We start from the raw sequence: 1,675 nt of genomic DNA, 5'->3' as shown, positions 1-1,675 counted from the left end.
TCGCTAAACGTTGGGCCTGTGAATTAGGCTTTTTAATGGCCATCGAATTACTCGCCTGTGACATCGACTTAAGCTTTGCGCCTGTGCTCGATCTTAACGGTATCAGCCAAGTCATTGGCAAACGTAGTTTTAGCGCAAAGCCCGATGAAGTGATTGCGTTAGCGCAGAGTTTTATTGAGGGCATGGCCGAGGCGGGCATGGGCGCTGTGGGTAAACATTTCCCCGGTCATGGTAGCGTGGCGGCGGACTCCCATATTGCGCAACCTATCGATGAGCGTGAAGCTGAGGCGATTTTTAATCAAGATATTTTGCCGTTTAAAGATTTGATTGCTAAGGGTAAATTATCGGGCATTATGCCAGCCCATGTCATTTACCCTAAAGTTGACCCTAATCCTGCGGGCTTTTCAAGCTACTGGTTAAAACAGATCCTACGCAAAGAGCTGGGTTTTAACGGGGTAATTTTCTCCGACGATCTGGGGATGAAGGGCGCTGCCTTTGCAGGAGATTATTTAGGTCGCGCTCAAGCTGCCTTGGATGCGGGTTGCGATATGATTTTGGTCTGCAACGATAATCCGGGCGTTATGTCACTGTTAAATGGCTTTGTGTGGCCCGCCGCGGCGCCACAACATCCGGCGAGTTTACTCAAACCCAACGCGGCGCAAACTGCTATCGCATTGGAAAACAGTGCCCGTTGGGAAAATGCTAAGCAGCTGGCTGAGCAAATCCAGCTCGCACAACAGGCAAAAGTTTGATGTAGCGCAAGGTTCTGCAATGAATATTTGCTAGGGTTAGTAGCATGCGCCGTGTTTGGCAGATTGTTAAAAGGTCTCAATATGATTTTTTATCTTCATGGATTCGATGCAACTAGCCCTGGTAATCACGAAAAAATGCGTCAGTTGCAGTTTATTGACCCAGATGTGCGGCTTATCAGCTACAGCACTTTGCATCCCAAGCATGATATGCAGCATTTATTGAAAGAGGTCGCCAAGCAAATGCAGTATAGCGACGATCCTGCGCCATTAATGGTGGGAGTTGGCTTAGGGGCGTATTGGGCTGAACGAATTGGCTTTTTAAACGGGTTAAAGTCGGTGTTAATCAATCCCAATCTTCATCCTGAAGAGACGATGCAAGGGAAAATTGACCGCCCCGAAGAGTATGCCGATATTGCCAATAAGTGTGTCTCTGAATTCAGGTTGAAGAATACCCATAAAGCCATGTGTATTTTGTCGCGTGTGGATGAAGTGCTCGACAGTGAGGCTAGCGCCGCGGCACTCAAGCCTTATTACCCCATCGAATGGGACGAGACGCAGCCCCATAAATTTCCGCAGTTAGCTGCACATCTTCCTAAGATAAAAGCCTTTAAATTGGGTTAACGTTTGACGTGTTTGTCTTGTAATTGTGTCTTGTGATTAAAAAGGCTTATCGTCGCTCATTTAGGCGATAAGCACTTTCATATCAACTCCGTATTTTCCCCTTTGGATCTGTTACGCATCAATCTATTAGATTTGTCTGCCTTGGGAATGCAAGGCGATAATTCATGCTATTATTTGGAATGTGTGACGGTATATATTATTGGTTTAGCTGGTTATTTCAGCAAAAAGCATTAAATAATCCCTATTTATGTGGCTTTATCTATCATTTTGTTGAAATTAATAATGAATTGTGTAAAGTAGCC

Annotated in this window: 2 protein-coding genes; both read left to right on the top strand. The window is 45.4% G+C overall.

All coding sequences use genetic code 11. The annotated features are described in order from the left end of the window. The coding region (gene nagZ, locus ACQY6Q_RS17055) for a beta-N-acetylhexosaminidase (RefSeq protein ID WP_427983306.1) at nt 1-752 on the top strand (752 nt) is incomplete at its 5' end. An 81-nt stretch (nt 753-833) separates the two neighbouring features. After that, nucleotides 834-1,373 carry an alpha/beta hydrolase YcfP gene (ycfP, locus tag ACQY6Q_RS17050; protein WP_088211706.1) on the top strand — a complete coding sequence of 180 codons (540 nt, stop codon included), beginning with the start codon at nt 834-836 and terminating at the stop codon, nt 1,371-1,373. The last annotated feature ends 302 nt before the right edge of the window (nt 1,374-1,675 follow it).

Origin of the sequence: Agarivorans sp. (assembly GCF_050295395.1) — a bacterium.
Lineage (GTDB): Bacteria > Pseudomonadota > Gammaproteobacteria > Enterobacterales > Celerinatantimonadaceae > Agarivorans.
The sequence above is the reverse complement of the archived record's forward strand: the minus strand, read 5'-3'. Positions and strand labels throughout refer to the sequence as shown.